This window comes from Streptomyces sp. ITFR-6 (assembly GCF_031844725.1).
GTDB lineage: Bacteria > Actinomycetota > Actinomycetes > Streptomycetales > Streptomycetaceae > Streptomyces.
In genome coordinates this window covers 1,710,848-1,733,108 of sequence record NZ_CP134612.1, presented here as the reverse complement: position 1 = coordinate 1,733,108, position 22,261 = coordinate 1,710,848, and the positions used below count along the sequence as shown (strand labels likewise).

Sequence of the window (22,261 nt, the reverse complement as noted above, 5' to 3'; positions counted from 1 at the left end):
GAAGGGACCCCCGTGTCAGACCTGCGACTCGGCGTCATCGGACTCGGCCTGCGCCGTTCCATCGCGATGTCCGCCCACCACCCCGGACAGGGTTCGGCGATCACCGCCGTCTGCGACCTCGACCCCGAGGTGCGCGGCCGCGAGGCCGAGCGCTTCGGCACGGATGTCGCGGTCGAGGACTACAAGCTGCTCCTCGGCCGGGACGACATCGACGCGGTCATCGTCGCCACCCCGGACGACACCCACGAGGCCATCGCCATCGACGCGCTGCGGGCGGGCAAGGCCGTCTTCGTCGAGAAGCCGCTCGGGATCACCGTCGAGAGCTGCGACAACGTCCTGCGTGCCGCGTACGAGACCGGGACCCGGCTCTACGTCGGCCACAACATGCGGCACATGGGTGTCGTGCGGCTGATGCGCGACATCATCGCCCGCGGCGACATCGGTGAGCCCAAGGCCGTCTGGGTACGCCACTTCGTCGGCTACGGCGGCGACTACTACTTCAAGGACTGGCACGCCGACCGGACCCGGACCACCGGTCTGCTGCTCCAGAAGGCCGCGCACGACATCGACGTGCTGCACTGGCTGGCCGGCGGCTACACCCGGCGCGTCAACGCGCTGGGCGACCTGCTGGTCTACGGTGACCTGCCGCGGCGCGAGCCGGACACCCCGCGTCCGGACAACTGGCTGCGCGAGTTCGACTGGCCGCCGACGGCCCGCAAGGACCTGCACCACATCGTGGACGTCGAGGACGTCTCCGTGATGAACATGCAGCTCGACAACGGCGTGGTCGCCGCCTACCAGCAGTGCCACTTCACCCCGGACTACTGGCGCAACTACACCGTCATCGGCACCGAGGGACGGCTGGAGAACTTCGGCGACAGCCCCGGCGACGAGGTCAAGGTCTGGAACTCCGGCCCCAGCGGCTACCGCGCGGACGCCGACATCACCTACCGGGTGCCGGAGGCCAAGGGCTCGCACGGCGGCGGTGACAGCCGGATCATGGAGGAGTTCTGCCGGTTCGTGCGCGACGGGGGCGTCACCGACACCTCGCCGGTCGCCGCCCGGATGAGCGTCGCCGCCGGTGTGCTCGCGACCCGCTCGCTGCGTGAGGGCGGTGCGCCGTACGACGTGCCCGCCCTCGACCCCGAGCTGATCGCGTACTTCGAACGCGGTCAGGTCCGCTCCTGAGGATCTGACCGGGAAAGACCGGACAGGGCCGTGCCACGGCGGCCCTGTCCGGCGGGTTTCACCGCACGAGACGCACCCACGCCCCGTCCGGGGCCGGTGCGGGCAAGGCAACGATCCCCATTCCCCCCATCAGAAGCAGGTGCAACGCATGACCCTGCGCCACTTGTCAGGCACCTTCACCGCCACCGTTGCGGCAGCCGCTCTGGCCCTGCTCGGCACGGCGTCCCCCACCCAGGCCGCGGATCTCGGCACCACCCCCGGCACCTACACCAACTACTCCTTCTCCGGCGCGCCGAAGCTGACCGACGTCACCTGGTCCACCACCGTCCTGCACGACCCCGGCTACCGGGCGAACGTCTTCTGGAGCCACCAGTTCGGCTTCGACCAGGGCAACGGTGCCTACCTCGGGATGCAGTCCAACGGAGGCTCGAAACGCACGCTCCTGTTCTCCGTCTGGGACGTCTCGGAGGCCAGGGCCGGCTCCGCCGGAAGCTGGTGCCAGGGATTCGGCGGCGAGGGCGAGGGCATGAGCTGCCGGATGAACCTCGACTGGACCGCCGGCCACCGGTACACCTTCACGGTCGCGGCCGAGGGCGACGGCTGGTTCGGCGCCACCGTCGCGGACACCGCCACGGGCGCCTCGTACAAGCTCGGCAGCATCAAGACCCCGGCGACCGCCATCTCCCCGTCCGGGATGGTCGACTGGACCGAGTACTTCGAGTGGAACGACCGCCGCTCCACCTGCTACGACCAGCCGTTCAGCGACGCCCGCTTCGGGGTGCCCACCGGGAACGGCGGTACGGTCACGGGCGCGGTCCCGGCCACGTCCGACAGCGGCAACGCCTGCGCGCCCATGACCAGGACCGATGTCGCGGCCGACTCCACGGTGCAGAACCTCGCGGTGGGCAACTCGGTGCGCGGTGCGGTGACGGGGCAGGACGGAAAGTGCCTGGACGCCTTCGGAGGCGTGTCCGACGGTGTCGCCGCCGACCTCTGCACCTGCTCGGGCGGTGCCAACCAGGCCTGGGTGAGAGCGGCCGACGGCACGCTGCGCCTGGCATCCGACTACTGCCTCGCCGCGGAGGGCACCGGCAACGGCGCCGCCGTACGGGTGCGTGACTGCGCCGGTACCGCCGCGGGCGGCGCGGTCACCGACCCGTCCAGGCAGTGGACGTACAGCGGCTCCACACACGCACTCGTCAACAAGGCGTCCGGCCGCTGTCTCGATGTGCCCGGCGGCGACACCGGCAACGGGACCGCGCTCACGCTGTGGGACTGCGGCGGCGGTGCCAACCAGCAGTGGAGTGTGCCGGCCGTTCCCTAGCCCCCCATCGCGTCACCGGGCCCCCGACAGGCCGTTTCCAGCGGTTCTGTCGGGGGCCCGGTGGCGTCTGTTTTGAGTCATGCTCGGTGGGTAATCGGCCTCTTCCGGTTTGACGGCTGCTCACTGCGTATTGACGAAGAGGGAATCATCGGCCAGGCTGTATCGACTGGTTCATCCCGATAATCCCGTAAGGCGGGCGGCTTCGCCGCTCTCGTACGGTCACCGGTCAGCCGTTCCGGGCGGAATGAAACGGCGATTTCAAGCCAGTAAGTGGTTGCTGTGTCCGATTTCGAACGCGCGACCGGGAACCGGTCGGCATAATCGCGGTCATGTCGATCACGGGTGGGCACGTCGTAGACCTGGGCCGGGGCCTGCACGCATGGCTGCCGCCGAAGCGGGGCTGGGGGCTGGCCAACTGCGGCCTCCTCGTCTCGCCCCGGGGCGCGCTCTGGATCGACACCCCTTACGACCCCGTACTGGCGGGACAGTTCCTGGCCGAGAGCACGAAACTGCTGCCCGCGGGCGTCACCGTCGACCGGGTGATCGTCACGCACGCCAACGGCGACCACTTCTGGGGCGCGGGCGTGCTTCCCGACGCGGAGATCATCGCGACCCGCGAGGCCCGGGACCACATCCACTACGAGCCCACCCCGAAGCAGCAGCACGCCCTGGTCAACGGCGGCGACCCGGCAGGGCCGCTCGGCGCCTACCTCGGCCGCCACTTCGGGCTGTTCGACTGGTCGCGGACCGAACCGGTCCAGCCGACCACCTACTTCACCGGCGAGCTCGAACTGACCCTGGGGGAGTACCCGGTCCGGATCATCGCCCTGCCGCCCGCGCACACCACCGGCGACCTGATGGTCCACCTGCCCGCCCAGAGCGCCGTGTTCAGCGGCGACATCATCTTCTCCTCGACACCCGGGCAGCCGGGCGACCACCCGATCCACTGGGCGGGCCCGCTGAGCAACGTGATCGCCGCCTGCGAACAGGTGCTGGCCACCGGAGCCGAGACGATCGTGCCGGGCCACGGACCGGTCCTCGACCGGGCCGGGGTACGCGACCACATCGCTTACCTGGAGTACGTACGGGAGCGGGCCCACGCCCTCCACGCCGCCGGGGTGCCCGCACCGGAGGCGGCCCGCCGGGTGATCGGCGAGGGCCGCCACCCCGAACTCGGTCTCCCCGAGCGGCTGGTCGTGACCATCGGCAGCGAGTACCGGCAGCTCGACGGCTCGGAAATGCCGGGCGTGCTCCAGGTGATGACCGAGGTGGCCTTGCTCGCCCGGGAAGTGGAGCAGGGAGTGGAACGGGAAGGGGCGCGGCTGGCGGAGCAGGCCTGTGAGCCCGCGGGCGCGCCGGAGTGAGCACCCGGCCCGCCGCACAGGCCGGGCCACCCGCCCGGCCCCCGGGACGGGCCGACCGTCCGGTCCTCCGCCGCCTCCCCGCCCGGAGGACCGGCCCGACGACAGAAACGCGGTAACGGCATGGGATGGATTCTGGCGGTGATCGCCGTCGTGGCCGCCGTGGCGGCGACGGCGCGCTCGTACGGGTCCGCCCGCTCGGAACACCTCGCCGTGGCCCACGCCGAGCTGACCGAACGGCAGATGAAGGCCGCGGAGGCACGCACCGCCGCGCTCGTCGACGAGATCCGGCAGCTGGCCCACAGACGCATCCCGGCCGCCGCGGTCGCCCTCTCGCACTCCAGCGCCCAGGTCCCCGGACTGCGGGAGGCGGCCGAGGTGGACGGCGAGGCCGCCCGGCTGCTCACCGAGGCCGTGCAGGCCGCCAGGACCGCCGTCCTCGAAGAGCGGCAGCGCGTCGACGCGGCGGCCCGCGCGGCGATGCGGGGCACCTCGGCCAAGATCCAGTCGCTGCTCAACCAGTCCCAGCAACTGCTGCACGAGCTCCAGCACGAGTACGACGACCCGCGCATCCTGCAACTGGACTTCCGCAACGAACTGGCCCTGCGCCGGACCCAGTCCACCGCCGTGCTCTGCGACGCCTGGCCCGGTCTGGCCCGGCAGAACTCCCCGCTCGTCGAGATCGTGCTCGGGGCCCAGTCCCGCGTCGCCGGCTACGAGCGCATCAAGGTGGCCAACCACCTGCGCGAGGAACGGATCGCGCTCGCCGCCAGGGCCGCGGAACCCCTCGCGATCGCCCTCGCAGAACTGCTCGCCAACGCCACCGCGTACTCCCACCCCGACACCGATGTGACGGTGACGCTCCAGCAGAGCGGCGGCCGGGGCGCGTTCCTGGTCGTCGACGACGCGGGCATCGGCATGGACGAGGACGCGCTCGACCGGGCCCGCGCACTGCTGGCGGGCCCTTCCGAGGTGCTCCTGACCGAGCTGGGCGACCCGCCGCAGACCGGCTTCGCGGTCGTCGGCCGGCTCGTGACGCAGTACGGCTTCCACTGCCACATCGAGGCCTCGCCGTTCGGCGGCATGCGGACCATCCTGCGCGTCCCCGCACATCTGCTGACCGTGCTGAAGGAGGACCGGACCCTCTCCGCCCTGGCCCCGGCGCCCGTATCGGCGCAGGCCGCCCCGGCCGAGGAGGCCGCCCCCGCCGCGCCCGCGCAGGAACCGCCGACGGCGAATCCCGTAGCGGAACCCGCCGGACTGCCCAGCAGACGGCGGCGCGCACCCCGGCCGGCCGCGGCCCCGGTCCCCGCCGCCGTCCCGGCCGCCGGACAGGTGCCCCGTACACCGGAGCAGGCGGAGTCTTCCTGGGCGGCCCTCCAGCAGGGCACCCTCAACGGCAGGAGTGTCGCCGGGCGGGCCCCCGCACCGGAACCGGACGGCCACGACCACCTGGGCGACCAGGACGACCAAGGAGACGACGAGACGTGAGCGCCCCCAGCCCCACCACCGGCGACCTCGCATGGGTGCTGACCCCGCTGCTGGAGCTGCCCGGAGTCCAGCATGCCGTGGTCGCCACCGGTGACGGCCTCATCGAGGGCGCCTCACCCGGCCTCGACCGGGCGTCCGGCGAGCGGGTCGCCGCGATGACGGCCACGCTGCACGCCGCGGCGCGCGCCTTCACCACGGCGTTCACCGACGTCGAGGGACCGAAACTGGCCCAGACGGTCGTCGAATCCGATCTGGGCTTCGCCGTCGTCGTACCGGCGGGGAACAACACCACGCTCGCCCTCTTTGCCGAACCCGGCGCCAAACTCGGTGACATCGCCTACCAGATGCAGGTGCAGGTCACCGCGCTGACCCGGGCGATGCACGCGCCCGCCCGCCAACCGGACACCACCGCCCGGCCATGAGCTCCGGACCGGGACGCCGTCTGATCCCCGCCTATCTCGTCACCGGCGGCCGGTCCCGGCCCGTCGGCCCCGCGCTCGACCGGCTCGCCGTGCTCGTACGCACCGATACGGTCCTGCCCCCGGACACCGGCTCGGAACAGCGCAGGCTGTGCGAACTGCTGGCACCGGGCGCGCTCACCGTCGTCGAGTGCGCGGCCCATCTGGACCTGCCGGTCAGCGCCACCGTATTCCTGGCCACGGACCTCGCGGCCGCCGGACTTCTGCTCACCCGACCGCCGATACCCAGTGCCGGGGAGATCGACCGGTCGCTCGTCGAGAGGCTGCTCGTTGGACTCCGCTCCCTCCACTGACCGGACCGGCGTCGGCTATCTGCCGACGGCCGCCCGGACCCTGATGAAGATCGTCGTCACGGGTCCCTTCGGCGTGGGCAAGACGACCCTGATCCGTACGCTCTCCGAAATAGCCACCCTCCATACGGAGGAGGCGATGACCCAGTCCAGCACCCTGCTCGACGACACCGCCGGGCTCCCCGACAAGACCACCACCACGGTCGCCATCGACTTCGGACGTCTCACCGTCCTGGACGACCTGGTGCTCTACCTGTTCGGCACACCCGGCCAGCAGCGGTTCCTGCCGCTGTGGGAGGACATCGCGCGGGGTGCGCTAGGCGCGCTCGTCCTGGTGGACACCCGGCGGCTCGGTGACTCCTTCGCGGTCATGGACATGGTGGAGGAGCAGGGGCTGCCGTACGCCGTCGCGGTCAACCGCTTCCCCGACGCACCCGCCCACAGCGACGAGGTGCTGCGCAAACACCTCGACCTCGCTCCCGGGACCCCGCTGATCCAGTGCGATGCCCGGGAACGGCGCGGCAGCATCGACGCCCTGATCGCGCTGGCCGAACACGTGCTGACCCGACTGCCGCGACCCGAGGACCCGTCATGACCCTGTTCGTACAGCCGCCGCAGCCCGTCGCGCTGTACGGCCCCGACTTCGCGGCCGACCCGCACGGCCACTACCGCGGGCTGCGCGAAGAGGGCCCGCTGACACCGGTCCGGATCGCGCCCGGCGTGGAGGCGATGCTGGTCACGGACTACCAGGCGGCCGTCGACCTGCTGCGCGACACCCACACCTTCAGCAAGGACCCCCGCGACTGGCAGGCGACCGTCCCGCCGGACTCGCCGGTGCTGCCCGTGCTCGGCCACCGCCCCACCGCGCTGTTCAGCGACGGCGGCGAGCACACCCGCTACCGCGAAGCCATCAACGACAGCCTCGCGCTGATCGAACCGCACGTCCTGCGGGCGGAGGTGGCCAGGGTCGCCCAGCAGCTCATCGGGGAGTTCGCCGCCACCGGCACCGGCGACCTCATCGCCCAGTACGCCGCGCGGCTTCCGCTGCACGTCTTCGTCACCTGGTTCGGCGTCGCCCCCGACGAGGGCGAACGGATCGTCGACGGCATCAGCGGCATGATGAACTCGGCCCAGGGCGCCACCGAGGCGTACGCCGACCTCGTCGATGTCGTCACCCGCCTCGTCGCCGACCGGCGCGCCCGTCCGCGCCGCGATCTGACCTCGTACCTGCTCGCACATCCGGCCCGTCTCGACAACGACGAGACGGTCAGCCAGATCGCGCTGGTGATGAGCGCGGGCCACGACCCCACGACCAACCTGATCGGCAACTCCATCCTGCACATGCTCACCGACGAGCGGTACGCGGGCTCGCTGCACGGCGGAGCGATGACGGCGCACGAGGCGATCAACGAGGTCCTGTGGCAGGAACCGCCGATCGCCAACCTCGCCGCGCACTACCCGCGCCACGACACCGAGTTCCACGGGGTACGGCTGCACGCCGGACAACTGATCCTGGTCTCCTTCGGCGCCGCCAACACCCAGTCCGCGGCGGTCACCCCGGAAGAAGGGGTCCGCTCCGGGGCCAGCGCCCATCTCGCCTGGTCGGCGGGGCCGCACCGGTGCCCCGCGAAGCAGCCCGCGCTGCTCATCGCGATGACCGCGATCGAACAGTTCACCAGTCAGCTGTGCGACGCGGAACTCACCGTGCCGGTGAGCGAACTGCTGTGGCGCCCCGGCCCGTTCCACCGGGCCCTGGCACACCTTCCGGTTCGCTTCACACCACTCGACACGACCCCCGCCACCGGCCCGGACGAGGGCTCCGCGATCGCCTCCGGAATTACTCCGAAGGTGCCGATCGGGTCCTGAACCGTGTCGCTGGTAGGCCGAACGGGTGAGGGGCGAGAGAATTGCCCGATGAACAGTGAGCGCAGCCGGCGCAACGCCGAACGATGCACAGACGGAGTGGTCCGGTGAGCAGGTACGACAGGTATGACGTCACCGACGAGCAGTGGGAGGGACTGGCCCAGGTCGTACCACTGCGCAGCCGCAACGAGTGGCCCTCCCGGGTGGACCACCGGACGGTCCCGGAGGAGCGGGAGAGCGCCGAGCAGCGGCGCATGGTGGTGCTGCGGGTCCAGGTCTTCGCGGACGCGCGCGAGGTGGCCGAGTACCTGGTCGGACAGGTTCCGGTGCTGCTCGATCTGACCGGCGCCGAACCCGATGTGGCGAAGCGGATCCTGGACTTCACCAGCGGTGTCGTCTTCGGTCTCGGCAGCGGGATGCACCGGGTGGACCGGAACGTCTTCCTCCTGTCGCCCATCGGCATGGAGGTCGAGGGCGTGACGGCAGCGGGTGTGCCGGGAGCCTGAACCGTGTCGCGGTCTACCCCGGTGGGCGGCGTGCCATGCGGGCGGGGGAGACCGTTCCTTCGATGGAAGGACGAGCGATCCGGCGGAACGGTTCGGCGGGGAGGCGGGTGCATACGGTCCTTGGCATGACCGCACCCAGCCTCCACGCCGACCGTCTTCCCGACGCCGATCCTGCCCGTGCCGATCGACCTCGCGCCGATCCGCCTTGCGCTGATCCGCCCGGCGCCGATCCTTCGCGGCCATCCGGTTCCGACTCCGCCCGGTGGTCGAAGCGTTGTGCCGGACCCGTCGTGACCGAGCTGCGGCTCTCCGCCTTCGCGGCCCACCGGGGCACGGTCGTGCCGCTGGCCCCGCTCACCCTCCTCGCGGGCCCTTCCGGCAGCGGTACGTCGAGTGTGCTGCGGGCCTACGAGGCGCTGTCCCGGCTGGCCGCGGGGGCGCCGCTCGACGAGGTCTTCCCGGATCCGGCGGGGTGCGTGCCAGAAGGGGCCGGGGCCGACCGGCAGGGGCGGCGCGGCTTCCGGATCGGGTGCACGGCGGACGGTCCGGCCGGCCCGGTCCGGCTCGAACTCGCCGTCCAGGCCGAGCCCGTCCTGCGGATCGTCGGGGAGCGGCTGACCCTGGCCGGGGTGACCCTGCTCAGCACCGCGCTGCGCGACCCGGATCAGCCGACGCTCCAGGCGGCCTGGCACACCGGCGACGAGCTTCCGGTGACGCGGGAACGGCTGCCGGACGACCGGCTCGGCACGGCCCTGCTGCCCTTGCGGGTCGCGGGCCGGACGCCGGGCCAGCTGCAGGTGCTGGCCGCCGCCGAACAGCTGGTGGTCGCTCTGCGCCCGGCCTTCGCCTGCGAACCGAGGCCTCATCGGATGCGGACACCGGTGCCGCCGGGCGAGGGCCGGCTCCGCCGCGACTGCGGAAACCTCGCGGCGGTTCTGCACGCCGAGCACAACGGGCGAGGGCCCGCGCGTGGAGGCGGGCGCGGTGGTGGGCGCGGCGATGGGGGCGGACACGGGGCCGGGGACGGATACGGGGACGGATACGTGTACGGGCGGCGTCATGCCCGGCTGGTCGCGCTGGCGGATGCCGGGTGCGCCCGTCCGGTGACCGGGCTCCACGCCGAGCGGCTCGCGGACGGTCAGATCCGCGCGGTCCTGGCCAGGGGCGACGGACCCGGCACCCCGCTGGAACGGCTCGGTGACGGCGAACTGCGGTACCTGGCACTGGGCGTGGCCCTGCTGCTGGGCCCCGGGGCGGACCCGGCGGATGCCGGCTCAGAGGTGCCGGCGGCCCTGCAGACCCGCACGGTGCTGGCCGACGGGTTCGACCGCGACCTGGACGGGCGGCAGAGCCGGGAGCTGCTGACCGAGGCGGCCTCCGCGGTGGCCGGCGGCCGGGTCCGGCTGCTCGGCACGGTGACGGAGGCGGGTGCCGCACGGGCCCGGGGGACGGCGGGAGCGACGGTGGTAGACCTGGAACCGTGACAGAACTCGACGTACCCGCCCTGCAACGACGACTCGCCGCCTTCGCGGCCGCACGCGACTGGGAGCAGTACCACACCCCGAAGAACCTGGCGTCGGCGCTGAGCGTCGAGGCATCCGAACTCATGGAGATCTTCCAGTGGCTGACGCCGGACCAGTCGGCCCGCGTGATGGAGGAGCCCGGTTCCGCGCACCGGGTGTCGGACGAGGTCGCTGATGTCCTCGCCTATCTGCTGCAGTTCTGCGCGGTACTGGACATCGACCCGCTCGCGGCGCTGGCGGCCAAGATCGAGCGGAATGAGGCGCGCTTCCCGGCCACGAAGGGCCCGGATACAGCCGATCGTCACTCTTCGGAGTGATCGACTTATTCACAGTCGACAAGGTGTCCACAGATTTCCGAAATCCTCTGGCTTTCCGGTACCACCACCCTCACCGTGGGTAATGAAAGAGGTGAGCGGGTTTTCGTACCGAACGGGGGCAACACATGGAAGCGGAGCGGTTGGTAGCGGTCATCAGGCAGGCGCTGGCCCGGAGCAGGGGCACGCCGGACATCATCGCCGAGGCCTGGCAGGCCCAGGCTCTGGCGCAGGCGGTCGGAAGCAGACTGGCGGCGAGCGGCCCCAAGGAGTTACGGGGCGAGGCGGGAGGCCTCAGTGAGATCGGCGGAAGAAGCAACGGGGCACTGGACCACCCGGCGGCGCGGGCCGGGGTGGCCAGGGCGGCGCAGCTCTCCGAGGTGGCCGACCCGCGCGCCGCACTGACGGGGCTGGGCGCGCTGCTGGGGGAGGTGGGGATCGCCCTGGTCGGGGTCGCGTGCGAGACGGATGAACAGGGCCTCTACTGGCAGTGCATGGAGGCGATCGACGCCGCCGACGAGTCGACGGACCGGGTCCATGGAATGCTACGGCTCCTCGATGAACGGGACCGTGAGCGGCAAGAGGACCTGGAGCGCAGCAGGGAGCGGGACGGCCCCCACGGAGTGCTGCACGGACCGGCGGGACCGGCTGCCGGCCGGCCCTGACACGCCCCTGTGCCGGGGACGATCCGGACACCGCGGCGGCGAATGGAGGCGGGAGAGGGGCGGGCGGAGCCCGGGGGTGCAGGATGGATCCATGGATCTTCGAATCTTCACCGAGCCCCAGCAAGGGGCGAGCTACGACACCCTGCTCACCGTCGCCAAGGCGACAGAGGACCTCGGCTTCGACGCCTTCTACAGATGCGGTAACGTTGCTACCCATGGAGCTAATCGCCCTGGGGGACAGGGGGCAGGACGTGGTCCGCGCAGTCACGTACGAGCGGCAGAGCCATCGGAGTGAGACGGACAGCCAGGCGTCACCGCAGATGCAGCGGGACAAGAGCATCGCGTACGTCAATTCGCAGGACGGCTGGACGCATGTCGACGTGGATTACTCGGATGTTGGACTGTCTGGGTACGACCCTAACGTCTTCAGGCCCGGCTTCGAGAGGCTTATGGCGGACGCCAGGGCGAAGAAGTTCGATGTCGTAGTGATCTACATGCTGTCACGCCTAACCCGGCAAGGGGCCGCGGAAGCCATGGCGATTCAGCAGGAGTTGGCCAAGCACGGGGTCGCACTCGTGTCGACGCAAGAGCCTTTCATCAACACGTCGGACGACAACCCTTTCGGTGTCGCCTTCTTCGCGCTTATCGCCGGCCTGGCGCACCAGGAGTCAAAGAACAAGTCGAAATTCATCAAGGACGCGCTCGCCAAGCTGAAGGAGAAGGGGAGTCACAGCACTGGGCCAGTGCCGTACGGCTTCCAGGCAGAGGCAACTCAGGTCGACGGACTGACGATTCGGCTGCTGAGTCCGGCACCCGGAAGCGGGAAGGATGAGATCGGTCCCGATTCACTTCCGTCCGACGTCGTACGGTTCCTGATCGACAGGGCAGAGGCCGGCAGCCCTACGAACGCCTCAACGAACGAGCTGACGGCTAAGGGCGTTCCCACCGCCCTGACAAGCCTGAGTGACGAGGACGGTAAAGCCAGGCGCGCAGCGGCCTCCAAAGCCCGTACAGGGGGCGACGCAGCGCCTGCGGAGTGGTCCCCGTCCGTCGCCCTGCGCATCCTGCGTGACCCGCGGCTAGCAGGCTTCGCGATCGGACCCGTCGACCCGGTCACCAAACGACGCACCATCCTGCGCGACGCGGAGGGACAGCCCGTGGCGCCGCACAAGGGGTTCATGTCGCCGCGGAGGTGGTACGCCATGCAGCAGTTCCTGGACGGCCGGAAGAACGAGCGCCGCAAGGACCGGACCGGCAACCTGACGCTGTTGGGATCCTGGGGCGTCCTGCGGTGCGGCCGGTGTGCGTCGGGCATGACGGTTGCCCGCGCCACTGATAGCTACGTGTGCAACCTGCGTCGGGCGGTGGGCGACGAGCAGAAGCACGTACTGCGGATCCAGATGCCGGCCGCTGACGACGTCGTGGCAAGCCGAGTCTGGTCCAGGCTCGGAGCCCTGGACCCGTCGGATCCCAACGACTCCGAGTGGCTCGCCGTTGCAGCCGAACGATTCGCGGTACAGGGTGCGGACCCGGAGGCCGCGGAGGAGCTGGCGGAGCAGGAAGCTCAGTTGGAGCACGTTCAGGTGAGCATCCGGGAACTGTCGGAGGACCGTGACGCCTACGTCGGCCCGACAGCCCGCAAGGCGTTTCGCGAGACAATGGCCAAGTACGCCGCACACGAACAGCGATGTGCGGACCGTATCGACGAGCTTAGGAGCGCTGCCTCGTCGTCCGTGCGCATGCCCGTGGACGAGTGGTTCGGCTCGGACGGAGATCCGTTCTCCAGCGAGGGTGTGTGGGCTCGATGGGACGTGCCGGAGCGGCGGGCATTCCTCTCCCTGTTCGTCGATCGCGTGACTGTGGCTCCTGCCCAGACAAGTCAAGGTCCGGCAAAAGAACGCGCGGAAGATCGGATTGAGATCTTCTGGGCGTCCGCCCCAGGCTCGGAAGCGGAGGAGTAGGGCGCCCTGTGGAGGGGACTGGGTGTTGCGTCGGTCACACCCGTGGCCTCCTCGTCGCGCTCCGCCGCCGCCTCGTCGACGCCGCACGCGGCTCAGGTTATCCACAGGCTCCTGTGGATAACTACAGTGAGTGCCAATGAGGGTCCACCTCGTCGCGGTGTGTAGTCACCTGCGAGCCAGAATGGCCAAAAGGACAAACCTGACCCCTATTTCACTTCTCTCTAACGCGCGTTAAGGAGAAAGGAAAATAGGGGTCAGGTTTGTCATTCTGTCGCCAGTCTGACCAGGGGGAGAAGGAGAGGCGTAGATCACACAGATAACGGATTGATAACCACGCGTCACCTATGGCCGATCCCGCCCGATAACCAAGTCAGAGGGAGAACCATCCACGCCTGCAACGGCGCGTGACTCCCTCTCCGACGGTCGGCAGCGCTCCCGTGCTCCCCGCACTCTCCTCCGGGTAGAGCGCGGTCGAGCCTGCCGGCCGAAGACTTCAGGGTGAGGGCGGCGACGCCGGCGAGTGGCGCGGCGTCCCTCTCACCCTGAGCAGTGCTTACCTCCGCAGAGTCTTAGGGCGTGGAGGACGAGGAACAACCACATAGGCAAGCGTCGGGTAGCTCCTGACGCCTAGAGCAGCCCCACGGACCCTAAGCCGTGGGGCTGCTTGCGTTTCTTAGGGAGTGTCATGACGTCCGTGGACTGGAGCGACCGCAGCGCGTACGACGCACGCAGGTACGTGGCATGCATGGAGTTCCTCGTATCCTTGCTTGGCGGGTCGTGTGTGGAGTGCGGGGGCGGGGACGGACTGGAGTTTGACCACGTCGACCCCGATACCAAGAGCTTCGCCATAGCCTCGAAGTGGACCGCCTCCATGAGCATCCTGGCCCCCGAGCTTGTGAAGTGCCAGCTGCTGTGTAGCGACTGCCACTTGTCGAAGACGCGGATTGCCCAGTCCGTGGGTCACGGTCAGGGCAAGACGGGTAAGCGGAACTGTAAGTGCGCTCCTTGCCGGAGCCAGAAGGCCGAGTACATGCGGGCCTACAGACTGGCGAGGTGACGTTATGCAGGCGCGCCAACGCTGGAGGGTTGGGCCGGTCTCCAAAGCCGGTGTCGAAAGACCTAGCGGGTTCGAATCCCGCCGCCTGTGCAGAGGGCCGTCCCGTGCTGCGACTAGCTAGCGCGCGGCCTCTGTAGCAGCGCCCGACGTACGGCCAGAAGCGCTCTGGACCGTGCGCGTGATCCGCTGCGGCTGTCCGACGGCGGGACCCGGACAGCATGCTGCGTGGCACGGCTCTCAGGTTCAGCCGCTGAGGGGTCTGCGGACTCAATGCCGCGCAGCACTCTCGGCCCCCTCCCAAGCCTCTCAACGATGCTCAAATGGGAGGGGCATCCGAGCACCAAGCCCCGGTGGACCGCTCGCTGACGTCTTTGGGGCTCTACGGGACATGGCGCAGCTTGGTAGCGCATCCGCTTTGGGAGCGGAGGGCCGCAGGTTCAAATCCTGCTGTCCCGACCACAGACCGGCCCCGTCAGGGAGGAGCGATCCCCTGACGGGGCTGAGCTATTTCATGACGTCGGCAGCGTCACCGTGAACGCCGGCTCGTCGGTGCCCGTGTCCTCGTCCCAGTAGCTCAACGTCCCGCCCTTGGCGCCGACATCGAGCACCAGTGACCCGGTGACAGCCTGGCCCGGCTTGTACGTCGTATCCAGCTCCGGCCCCGTTCCGACGCCCTCCAGCGTGGTGGCGTCCTGAGCGGCTGTTCCCTTGTTCTCCCACTTGATCATCCCGTAGCCGCTGAACTCGCCCTCCTTCTGGCCGACGTTCTTCACCGTGAGGGTGAGGCGGACGTACTGGCCCAGCTTGGGCTTGTTCGTGGTGTCGACGTCCGCGGGCGTCACGTACTCCGCGCCCTTGACGGTCACCTGCATCGTTGTCGCCGGCTTCGGGTTCTCTCCGTACTCGTCGGTCTCCATCAGCCCGTACGTGCCCGTCTGACCGACGTTCAGGGGCTTGGTGGGAGCGGCGGACGCAGGCGGCTCCGGAGACTCCTCCACGGCCTTCTGAGCCGCTGGAGCGGACGACTTCGCCGGCGCCGGATCGTCCTTCGACGAGCACCCGGTGACGAGCGAGAAAACAGCTATCCCCGCGGCTGCTGAAAAAGCGGCGCGCTGACTGAACGCCTTCACGGCGACCCCCGAATTTTTGAGCGGCACCCCCTGCCGCGAACGAACCGAGCGTACGTGCAAATCCCTGGTGGAGGTGGCGGAATGGCGTGGGAAGGAAGCAATCGACGCCACACGCTGCCGAAGGGCTGGGCACGGACGAGGCGCCGCATTATCCGTCGCGACGGCGGACAGTGCACTGCGACGTACTCCGACGGCCGGCGATGCGAGTTGCCCGGTACTGACGTCGATCATGTCGTTCCGTACTCGCTTGGCGGGTCGGAGGACGATCAGAACTTGCAGCTTCTGTGTACATGGCACCACGCTCAGAAATCTTCCTCGGAGGGCGGCACAGCAGCCGCACATGCCCGCGTAAGCGTCCACCGTCCGAAGCGCGTACATCCTGCCCTGGAGGACGAGTGAGTGTCTCAGGCGCCCGTGTGGAGATCGTAGAGGCGGACCACGAGGCAGGCGGCCCGGTAGTGCCAACGAACGTCCGTGTGAACGGCATTGACGTCGGGCTGCTGGCGAAGGCGCCGAAGATCTCGATGGACGCCGACGAGGCCACGACAGTGACGCTCGTGCTTCTCCCCTCCTCCGTGGAGGTCAAGGGAGACGGCGTCCGTGCAGACCGTAAGCCCATCGGCTTCACCGCCGAGTAGCACAACCCCATAAACGCCTGTGGCTGATCCCCACAGGAAGAGAGCCCCTGACGTTCCTGGCGTTGGGGGCTCTCGCCATTCCCAGGAGTAGAGATGCCGAACCGAGCCGTGCCCCTTGTCAAGATCTGCGTCCGCTGTGTGCGTGAGTTCCCCGCACTCCGGAAGGACGCAATGTACTGCGGCACCACCTGTCGCGTAGCTGCCGCCCGCGAGCGCGCGAAGGTGGATGGGCGGGCTGAAAAATGGAGGGTGGCAGCCGAGGAGAAAAAGGCTGTGGCACCCCGCGTCGAACCTGCGACGCACACCTTGATCTGTGAGTACGCCCCGTGCGGCGCTGAGTTCGAGGCGCCCCGGAGGCGGAAGTACTGCACCCGCACGTGTGGGAAGGCTGTATGGAACGCTGCGCGTGAGGGGATGCCTCGCAAGCCTAAGCTCGTACGTAAACCCCTGCTTTGTGCGGAGTGTGGCGAGACCATGCCTGTCCGCCGTAGTGGGCCGCCAGCGGCGTACTGTAGTGGGACGTGCAAGGCACTCGCGTGCACCAAGCGTGCTGCGGTGGACGGACGGCTTGAGCAGTGGGCGGATGCTGTTAAGACACGCCACATGGCGGCTCTGCTTGAGCGGGTAAGACAGTGCCCCACGTGTGACGTGGTGTTCCATCCAGGCTTACGTACACGCACGTACTGCACAGCTGCCTGCTCCATGCGTGCGTACAACGCACGGCGTGAAGAGGACGGGCGCCTGGCTAGGTACCGGGCAGAGCGCCGGCAGAGGGAGAGGGATCAGGCGGACCCGAGCGAGGTGTTCCGTGCTGCTGACGTCTACGAACGTGACGGCTGGATTTGCTGGCTGTGTTCAACGCCGATCAACCGCGAGGCTTCATGGCCTGCTTCAGACAGCCGGAGTGTTGATCATGTGGTTGCGCTGTCGCGAGGTGGTGGCCACACGTTGGCGAACGTCAAGGCCGCTCACCTGCGATGCAACCTGATCAAGGGCGATCGTGCAGTTGATCTTGCAGCATGATCAACCCCACCCGATCACCCCCCTGGTCATTCCTTCCGTGCCGTAAGAGTGCTGGGCCTGGCCCCGCGAATGAGTCTGGGACTTTGAAATCGGTCCGCGAAGCCGAGGGCGCTGGCAGGCCGTCAGGCGCCCACACAGAGCCTCCTGGGGGTATCTGAGGGGCGCGGGAGGCGGTTTACCGTAACGCGCCGGCTCTGGTGACGTTCCATAAACCAGCAGGTCAGGCCATGTATTACCGTAACGCGCCGTGCTAGGATGGGGCTCATGGAGAAGGAGAACGCAGTCTGCGCCTGGTGCCCGGAGCCGCTGAAAGCTAGCCGCTCGCACCGCGCACGCTTCTGCTCCACCCGCTGCCGCATGGCATCTCACCGCGCAGCTAAGCGCAACCCGCTCCCTGTGGAGCTGACGACCCGCGACAGGTGGGTCCGACGCTCCTCCACGAAGGTCCCGCTGACGATCGGCGCCATGCCGGCGAGCAGCACGGACCCGCGGACGTGGAGCAGCTATACAGAGGCCGTGAAGTCGACGGCCGGCGTTGGACTGGGCTTCGTGCTCTCCGGCGTCGACGACGTGGTCTGTATCGACCTTGACCACGCGCGTAATCCGCTCACCGGCCGTACCGAGCCGTGGGCGGTTGCGATCCTGCGGGACGCTGAGGGCACCTACGTAGAGCTCTCACCCTCTTTGACAGGTTTTCACATCTGGGGCCGCGCGGACGTCCGACAGGGACGCCGCATTCGACGCCCCGACGGTACGGCCGTAGAGGTCTACGGAACCGGCCGGTACATCGCAATGACGGGCCGCCGGCATGGCTCCTGCCCGTCGATCCTCGCGGACCTCTCCGCGGTGGTTTCCAAGCTGACTGCCTAGCTCCCGACACGGGACGGTGCAGCCGTTCCTGTTCAGGAGGTACCAACATGGCAGGCAGAGGGCGACCTCCCAAGGATCCTACGAAGCTTCGCCGGCCCAACTCCGTTGAGGCGCCAACCGTCATCACCTCTGACGACGAGGTTCGCGGCCCTGAGCTGCCGGAGGGTGTCCTCGGCTGCGACAAGGACGGCAACGAGTACGAGTGGCACCCCATGACGATCGCTTGGTGGCAGACCTGGCGAGAGTCTGCGCAGGCGTCGACGTTCACCGCGACGGATTGGGCGTTCCTCATGGACACCGCCCTAATGCACACCTCGATGTGGTCGAAAGGCCAGTGGACTCTGGCCGCTGAGGTGCGTCTCCGAGCTGCCAAGTTTGGCGCTACGCCGGAGGACCGGGCGCGACTGAAGCTCAAGGTCACCGACCCCGTGAGCGCCCCACAAGCGCCCGTGCAGGCCCCTGCACCCAACGTTTCCGACATCAACTCACGACGAGCGAGGCTGACCGGCTAACCAGCGAGAGGGGGCGTCAATGCCGCACGTCACGGTACGCGCCCCCGGACACGACCGCTCCCGCTCTCTGGGCTGGCTGGCACTTGCGTGGATGGAGTACTTCGTAGTCCACGGTCCTGGCGACGTTCAGGGCATGCCTGTCTCCCACGGGGACGAGTACACGGGTTTCGTCGTCGACTGCTACGCACTGGGCGAGGACGGCAAGGACGACGGCCGCATGATGTACGACTCCGCGTTCTTCTCCCGCCCGAAGGGCTGCGACAAGAGCGGACTGGGCGCGAGGCTCGGCCTGTTCGAAGCCCTAGGCCCTTGCCGGTTCGCCGGATGGGCCGAAGGCGGGGAAGTCTACCGAGACCCCTGGAACCTCGGTTTTGAGCACGTCTACATTGCCGGCGAGCCGATGGGTCGCCCGGTCACCGTGCCGTACCTCCGGATCATGGCCACCGAGGAAGGTCAGACCGGCAACGTCTACGACACGATCTACTTCAACCTGACGGACGACGCCGCTCGCCTGAGCCACGTACCGAACGTCGACCCGGGCTTGACGAAGATCAATCTTCCTGACGGTGGAGAGATCACTCCGTCAACCGCCTCGTCCTCCTCGAAGGACGGCGGCAAGGAAACGTGGGTCTGCTTCGACGAGACCCACCTCTACAACACCCCTGAACTCCGGCGCATGTACGCCACCGTCACGCGTAACCTCCGCAAGCGGAAGAAGATCGCGCAGACGTGGTATCTCGAAACGACGACCATGTTCGCCCCGGGGCAAGACTCCGTCGCAGAGCGCACGTACGAAGAGGCTGAAGCGATCCGTGAGGGCCGCAAGAAGCGTGGCCGTGCGAGGTTGATGTACGACCACCGTTACGGCGTCGTCAAGGATCTGAAGGACGAGCAGCAGCTCCGCGCGGCCCTCCGCGATGCGTACGGCGACGCGATGGAGTGGATCGACGAGGACACGCTTGTCGACGATTTCTACGACCTCCGTAACGATAGCGCCGACGGCAAGCGCTACTTCCTGAACAGCCGGACGTCCTCCTCCGATGCGTGGATGGACCCGGACGCGTGGGAGCTGTGCCGGCGCGAGGAGCAGATCGAGGCTGGCGAACTCGTCACGCTGGGGTTTGACGGCTCCATCAACGACGACGCGACCGCCCTCGTTGCCTGCCGCGTGTCTGACGGACACCTACAGCTACTCGGCTGCTGGGAGAAGCCCGAAGGTCCCGAAGGTGAGGGCTGGCAGGTCGACCGCGAGTCTGTTGACAGCGCCGTTGCGCGCGCCTTTGACCGCTACGAGGTTGCGGGCTTCTACTGCGACCCGCCCAAGTGGCAAGACTACGTGGACAAGTGGACCGCGGAGCACGGTGAGGGACTCCAGCTGAGCGCCACACAGGCTCGCCCGCTGGAGTGGTGGACGACGCGCCCGACGGCCATGGAACACGCCCTGGACCGCTTCGTGGAGGCCGTCGACGACAAGGCTCTTTCGTACGCCGGCACTGACAAGGCCGATGACGAAGAGCCCTACTCGAAGCTGGGCGCCACGCTCACCCGCCACGTGCTGAACGCGAAGCGCCGGCCGATGGGCCGCAATCACATCGGCATCGGCAAGGAACACCCCAAGAGCCCCAAGAAGATCGACGCCGCCATGAGCGCCACGCTCGCCTACGAGTGCCGCGCTGACGCCGTCGCAGCAGGAATCACCAAGCGCAAGAAGCGGACCGGCCGCCTTCGCGCATTCTAAGGAGGGTCCACTAGTGCCTATCGATGCCACACAGGTGGAGTCTCCCGGATGGTGGCTCAAGCGGCTGGGCAAGAAGCTGCTGGACGAGCGCGACGACTCCCTTCCGGACTGCAACGGAGAGATCACTCCGGGGCTGGACACACTGAAGCGCTACGCCGAAGGGCGGGCGCCTCTGCCGCACGTGCCCGGCGTCGACCCGGCAGAGGTTGCCGCGTGGATGAAGGACGCCCGCACCAACTGGACGTCCCTCGTCATCGATTCTCCGACGGAGCGAATGGGCGTCGACGGCTTCCGATTCGGAGCCGCGAAGGGCGGCAAGTCCGCCAAGACCGCGGACGACGACGCAAACCGCATCTGGCAGGAAAACCAGATGGACGCAGACAGCGATCTCGTCCACTACGGCGCCTTGTCGCAGCGACGAGCCTTCGTCTTGGTCGAGAAGGGTGACGATGGCCGCCCTGTGCTGACCCACGAGACGCCCTACCAAGTGGCCGTGGAGTACGAGCCCGGGAACCGTCGAAAGATCCGTGCGGGTCTGAAGATGCGGCGTGACGACTGGACCGGCGGGACGGTGGCCACCCTGTGGACGCCTCAGACGAACTACGCCTTCACCGCCAAGCACGCGTCACCGACGTTCTATGACAGCACGGCGACTCTGCGCCAGTGGGACGCGCTCTCGCTGCCCACCATCACTGACGGGCAGTGGACGAACGAGCTTGGCGCCGTCCCACTCGTCCCCTTCGTCAACCGCCGGAACCGCTCCCTGGACGGCTTCGCGGAACACGAGGACGTGCTCTCGATTCAGAACCGGATCAACCTCTCGCTGATCAATTTGATTGCCGCGATGAAATACGGCGCCTTCCGTCAGCGGTACGCCGCCGGCCTGGAGGTCGACGAGGACCCCCTTACAGGCGCAGCGATCCAGCCCTTCCAGCTGGACATTCGGAAGCTCTGGACCACCGACAACCCCGACGTGAAGTTCGGGGAGTTCGCGGCCACAGACCTTGTTCCGTATGTGCGTGCCGTGGAGGCCGCAGTCCAGGACCTGGCAGCTATCTCGCGGACGCCTCCTCACTACCTGATCGGCGCGGTGGTCAACGTCAGCGGCGACGCTCTGAAGGCCGCGGAGACCGGACTGATCAGCAAGGTCCGAGACCGTCAGCGCACGTTCGGAGACAGCTGGGAGAGCGTCATGCGCCTGGCCTTCAAGGTCACAGGCGACGAGGACAAGGCAACGTCGTTCGACGCTGAGACCCTCTGGCGAGACCCTGAGTCCCGCACGATCTCTGAGCTTGCTGACGCTGCTGTGAAGAAGGCCAGTGCCGGCGTTCCGTGGCGTCAGCGCATGGAGGACATGGGCTACACGCCATCGCAGATCGACCGCATGGAGATCGACCGTGCGGCCGACGCTCTGAACGCCGCCCCCGCGGAGGACCCGCAGCCGGCGTCACTCCAGGGCAAGCGCGACGCCAAGCAGCCCGTCGACAAGCCCGTGATCGGACGTGACGATGTCCCTGACGCGGCTTGACCGACAGTACGGGACAGCCGTTCGCGGCGTCTGGACGACGACCTTGGGCCGCACCTCGCGCGCCTGGACCGATCTCGGATCCTGGCGCGACGCCGACGTCCGGCGCTTCGAGCGAACTGCGCTCCCGGTACTTCTCGCCGGCCAGCGACGGGTAGCGAGCCTGACGGCGTCATACCTGGAACAGCTCTACCGGGACATCGACGGTACGGGCCACCGTGTAGACCTCGACTTCGACAAGGTGACTGGACGTGCGCTACGCGACGTCGCACCCGAAGACGTCTACCGGCGCCCGTTCAAAGAGATCTGGAACGCGCTGGACCACGACGTCTCTTTTGACGTCGCTCTGGAGCGCGGGACGCACCGCTTGGAGACGATCGCGAAGACCGATCTCCAGCTAGCCCGCACGCACACGGTGCGCGAGGTTGGCGATGACATGCCGCGCTTTCAGTACACCGTTCGTGAGCTGCAAGGTGAGTACGACTGCGCTCTCTGCATGATCGCCTCCACCCAGCGATACCGGAAGCGGGACCTGGCGCCGATCCACCCCGGCTGTGACTGCCTCGTGAAGCTGGTGACGGCCGAAGAGGATCCGGGCCAGGTCATCGACGAAGACAAGCTTGAGCGCATTCATGACCTCGTCGAGGAGGCGCTCGGCAAGAGCGACCGCGGAGGACGAGCGGTTGACTACCGAAAGATCGTCATCGCCAACGACCACGGCGAGATCGGGCCCGTTCTGGGCTACCGGGGCCAGCGCTTCAGCGGCCCCAACGACATCAAACTTCCGACCTGACGCCCGTCAC

The 22,261-nt window shown here is 68.4% G+C and carries 23 protein-coding genes, 2 tRNA genes and 1 pseudogene; 25 read left to right on the top strand and 1 reads right to left on the bottom strand.

Features of this window, described 5'->3' with window-relative positions:
* Positions 1–12: 12 nt before the first annotated feature.
* From RLT59_RS07725 to RLT59_RS07645, 17 genes and pseudogenes are all read left to right on the top strand, one after another.
* A complete protein-coding gene (locus RLT59_RS07725) occupies positions 13–1,188 on the top strand; it encodes a Gfo/Idh/MocA family protein (protein ID WP_311302733.1) in 1,176 nt (391 codons plus the stop codon).
* 148 nt (positions 1,189–1,336) lie between these two features.
* The gene (locus RLT59_RS07720; protein WP_311302732.1) at positions 1,337–2,512 is read left to right on the top strand and encodes a ricin-type beta-trefoil lectin domain protein; all 1,176 of its coding nucleotides are present in this window, start codon (positions 1,337–1,339) and stop codon (positions 2,510–2,512) included.
* Between the two features lie 329 nt (positions 2,513–2,841).
* Positions 2,842–3,876 (top strand): MBL fold metallo-hydrolase, encoded by a 1,035-nt coding sequence (locus RLT59_RS07715; RefSeq protein WP_311302731.1) that lies wholly within the window; start codon positions 2,842–2,844, stop codon positions 3,874–3,876.
* 120 nt (positions 3,877–3,996) lie between these two features.
* Positions 3,997–5,364: an ATP-binding protein gene (locus tag RLT59_RS07710; RefSeq protein ID WP_311302730.1), complete on the top strand. Its 1,368-nt coding sequence runs from the start codon at positions 3,997–3,999 to the stop codon at positions 5,362–5,364.
* Positions 5,361–5,786: a roadblock/LC7 domain-containing protein gene (locus RLT59_RS07705; protein WP_311302729.1), complete on the top strand. Its 426-nt coding sequence runs from the start codon at positions 5,361–5,363 to the stop codon at positions 5,784–5,786. Before RLT59_RS07710 ends, RLT59_RS07705 begins: the two co-directional genes overlap by 4 nt.
* On the top strand, positions 5,783–6,136 hold the full coding sequence (locus RLT59_RS07700) for a DUF742 domain-containing protein (protein ID WP_311302728.1): 354 nt from the start codon (positions 5,783–5,785) through the stop codon (positions 6,134–6,136). The genes RLT59_RS07705 and RLT59_RS07700 overlap by 4 nt, the downstream gene beginning before the upstream one ends.
* Entirely contained in the window at positions 6,114–6,728 is a 615-nt protein-coding gene (locus tag RLT59_RS07695) for a GTP-binding protein (protein ID WP_073734776.1), read from the top strand. Before RLT59_RS07700 ends, RLT59_RS07695 begins: the two co-directional genes overlap by 23 nt.
* Positions 6,725–7,999 carry a cytochrome P450 family protein gene (locus RLT59_RS07690; protein ID WP_311302727.1) on the top strand — a complete coding sequence of 425 codons (1,275 nt, stop codon included), beginning with the start codon at positions 6,725–6,727 and terminating at the stop codon, positions 7,997–7,999. The genes RLT59_RS07695 and RLT59_RS07690 overlap by 4 nt, the downstream gene beginning before the upstream one ends.
* A 104-nt stretch (positions 8,000–8,103) precedes the next feature.
* Positions 8,104–8,502, top strand: a complete 399-nt coding sequence (locus tag RLT59_RS07685; RefSeq protein WP_073734778.1) for a cell division protein SepF — start codon at positions 8,104–8,106, stop codon at positions 8,500–8,502.
* Positions 8,503–8,792: 290 nt separating this feature from the next.
* Positions 8,793–9,986 (top strand): AAA family ATPase, encoded by a 1,194-nt coding sequence (locus tag RLT59_RS07680; protein WP_399124998.1) that lies wholly within the window; start codon positions 8,793–8,795, stop codon positions 9,984–9,986.
* Entirely contained in the window at positions 9,983–10,342 is a 360-nt protein-coding gene (locus RLT59_RS07675) for a nucleotide pyrophosphohydrolase (protein ID WP_311302725.1), read from the top strand. Before RLT59_RS07680 ends, RLT59_RS07675 begins: the two co-directional genes overlap by 4 nt.
* Before the next feature lie 125 nt (positions 10,343–10,467).
* Positions 10,468–11,004, top strand: coding sequence for a DUF6099 family protein (locus RLT59_RS07670; RefSeq protein ID WP_311302724.1), 537 nt, complete (start codon positions 10,468–10,470; stop codon positions 11,002–11,004).
* A 91-nt stretch (positions 11,005–11,095) separates the two neighbouring features.
* A pseudogene (locus tag RLT59_RS07665) lies at positions 11,096–11,227 on the top strand (LLM class F420-dependent oxidoreductase); the annotation flags it as partial.
* 1 nt (position 11,228) lies between these two features.
* Entirely contained in the window at positions 11,229–12,965 is a 1,737-nt protein-coding gene (locus RLT59_RS07660) for a recombinase family protein (protein ID WP_399126849.1), read from the top strand.
* Between the two features lie 685 nt (positions 12,966–13,650).
* On the top strand, positions 13,651–14,022 hold the full coding sequence (locus tag RLT59_RS07655) for a hypothetical protein (RefSeq protein ID WP_311302722.1): 372 nt from the start codon (positions 13,651–13,653) through the stop codon (positions 14,020–14,022).
* 6 nt (positions 14,023–14,028) lie between these two features.
* Positions 14,029–14,112: transfer RNA gene (locus tag RLT59_RS07650), tRNA-Trp, on the top strand.
* 292 nt (positions 14,113–14,404) lie between these two features.
* A tRNA-Pro gene (locus tag RLT59_RS07645) sits at positions 14,405–14,481 on the top strand.
* A 50-nt stretch (positions 14,482–14,531) separates the two neighbouring features.
* Here the strand turns inward: RLT59_RS07645 and RLT59_RS07640 are convergent.
* Positions 14,532–15,020: a DUF4352 domain-containing protein gene (locus tag RLT59_RS07640; RefSeq protein WP_311302721.1), complete on the bottom strand. Its 489-nt coding sequence runs from the start codon at positions 15,018–15,020 to the stop codon at positions 14,532–14,534.
* 213 nt (positions 15,021–15,233) lie between these two features.
* Between RLT59_RS07640 and RLT59_RS07635 the strand changes: the two genes are divergently transcribed.
* The 8 genes from RLT59_RS07635 (at position 15,234) to RLT59_RS07600 (ending at position 22,251) form a co-directional block, all read left to right on the top strand.
* The gene (locus RLT59_RS07635; RefSeq protein WP_311302720.1) at positions 15,234–15,551 is read left to right on the top strand and encodes an HNH endonuclease; all 318 of its coding nucleotides are present in this window, start codon (positions 15,234–15,236) and stop codon (positions 15,549–15,551) included.
* Positions 15,552–15,568: 17 nt separating this feature from the next.
* On the top strand, positions 15,569–15,790 hold the full coding sequence (locus RLT59_RS07630) for a hypothetical protein (protein WP_311302719.1): 222 nt from the start codon (positions 15,569–15,571) through the stop codon (positions 15,788–15,790).
* A 93-nt stretch (positions 15,791–15,883) separates the two neighbouring features.
* Positions 15,884–16,813 (top strand): HNH endonuclease, encoded by a 930-nt coding sequence (locus RLT59_RS07625; RefSeq protein WP_311302718.1) that lies wholly within the window; start codon positions 15,884–15,886, stop codon positions 16,811–16,813.
* Between the two features lie 264 nt (positions 16,814–17,077).
* Positions 17,078–17,683, top strand: coding sequence for a bifunctional DNA primase/polymerase (locus RLT59_RS07620; protein WP_311302717.1), 606 nt, complete (start codon positions 17,078–17,080; stop codon positions 17,681–17,683).
* Positions 17,684–17,730: 47 nt separating this feature from the next.
* Positions 17,731–18,195, top strand: a complete 465-nt coding sequence (locus RLT59_RS07615; protein ID WP_311302716.1) for a phage terminase small subunit — start codon at positions 17,731–17,733, stop codon at positions 18,193–18,195.
* A 91-nt stretch (positions 18,196–18,286) separates the two neighbouring features.
* Complete coding sequence (locus RLT59_RS07610) at positions 18,287–19,933, top strand: terminase large subunit domain-containing protein (protein WP_311302715.1); 1,647 nt, start codon at positions 18,287–18,289, stop codon at positions 19,931–19,933.
* A 13-nt stretch (positions 19,934–19,946) separates the two neighbouring features.
* Positions 19,947–21,461: a phage portal protein gene (locus RLT59_RS07605; RefSeq protein WP_311302714.1), complete on the top strand. Its 1,515-nt coding sequence runs from the start codon at positions 19,947–19,949 to the stop codon at positions 21,459–21,461.
* Positions 21,442–22,251 carry a hypothetical protein gene (locus tag RLT59_RS07600; protein WP_311307639.1) on the top strand — a complete coding sequence of 270 codons (810 nt, stop codon included), beginning with the start codon at positions 21,442–21,444 and terminating at the stop codon, positions 22,249–22,251. Before RLT59_RS07605 ends, RLT59_RS07600 begins: the two co-directional genes overlap by 20 nt.
* Positions 22,252–22,261 lie beyond the last annotated feature (10 nt).

Bases quoted from the DNA above. Each gene is read 5' to 3' on its own strand.
- RLT59_RS07720 (WP_311302732.1), top strand. From the start codon at position 1,337: ATGACCCTGCGCCACTTGTCAGGCACCTTCACCGCCACCGTTGCGGCA.
- RLT59_RS07715 (WP_311302731.1), top strand. From the start codon at position 2,842: ATGTCGATCACGGGTGGGCACGTCGTAGACCTGGGCCGGGGCCTGCAC.
- RLT59_RS07710 (WP_311302730.1), top strand. From the start codon at position 3,997: ATGGGATGGATTCTGGCGGTGATCGCCGTCGTGGCCGCCGTGGCGGCG.
- RLT59_RS07700 (WP_311302728.1), top strand. From the start codon at position 5,783: ATGAGCTCCGGACCGGGACGCCGTCTGATCCCCGCCTATCTCGTCACC.
- RLT59_RS07690 (WP_311302727.1), top strand. From the start codon at position 6,725: ATGACCCTGTTCGTACAGCCGCCGCAGCCCGTCGCGCTGTACGGCCCC.
- RLT59_RS07670 (WP_311302724.1), top strand. From the start codon at position 10,468: ATGGAAGCGGAGCGGTTGGTAGCGGTCATCAGGCAGGCGCTGGCCCGG.
- RLT59_RS07655 (WP_311302722.1), top strand. From the start codon at position 13,651: ATGACGTCCGTGGACTGGAGCGACCGCAGCGCGTACGACGCACGCAGG.
- RLT59_RS07635 (WP_311302720.1), top strand. From the start codon at position 15,234: ATGGCGTGGGAAGGAAGCAATCGACGCCACACGCTGCCGAAGGGCTGG.
- RLT59_RS07625 (WP_311302718.1), top strand. From the start codon at position 15,884: ATGCCGAACCGAGCCGTGCCCCTTGTCAAGATCTGCGTCCGCTGTGTG.
- RLT59_RS07620 (WP_311302717.1), top strand. From the start codon at position 17,078: ATGGAGAAGGAGAACGCAGTCTGCGCCTGGTGCCCGGAGCCGCTGAAA.
- RLT59_RS07615 (WP_311302716.1), top strand. From the start codon at position 17,731: ATGGCAGGCAGAGGGCGACCTCCCAAGGATCCTACGAAGCTTCGCCGG.
- RLT59_RS07610 (WP_311302715.1), top strand. From the start codon at position 18,287: ATGGAGTACTTCGTAGTCCACGGTCCTGGCGACGTTCAGGGCATGCCT.
- RLT59_RS07600 (WP_311307639.1), top strand. From the start codon at position 21,442: ATGTCCCTGACGCGGCTTGACCGACAGTACGGGACAGCCGTTCGCGGC.